The following is a 249-nucleotide window of genomic DNA, read 5'->3' as shown; positions in this document are numbered from 1 at the left end:
TGCAGGTACAGCATTAACCAATTTGGGCTTTGGATTAAAAGCACAAGACGGTACGACTGTGAACAAGAAATTAGGTGAAGCAGTTGATATTGTTGGTTCAAACAGCAACATCAGTACAAAAGTAAATGCAGGTAAAGTAGAAGTTGCACTATCCAATACATTGGACTTAGGTACTACAGGTAGCGTTACTACGGGTTCAACTGTAATTAACAATGCTGGTGTTACCGCAAACAAAGTCACAATAAACAA

At 38.6% G+C, this 249-nt stretch carries 1 protein-coding gene; it reads left to right on the top strand.

Annotated elements, in window-relative coordinates:
- Window positions 1-249, top strand: a 249-nt coding sequence (locus AC1Z3T_RS21240; RefSeq protein ID WP_483397000.1) for a hypothetical protein, incomplete at both ends; no start/stop codon positions are given.

This window comes from Acinetobacter sp. B-6, from assembly GCF_056930735.1.
This window is presented reverse-complemented; position numbering and strand designations above follow the sequence as displayed.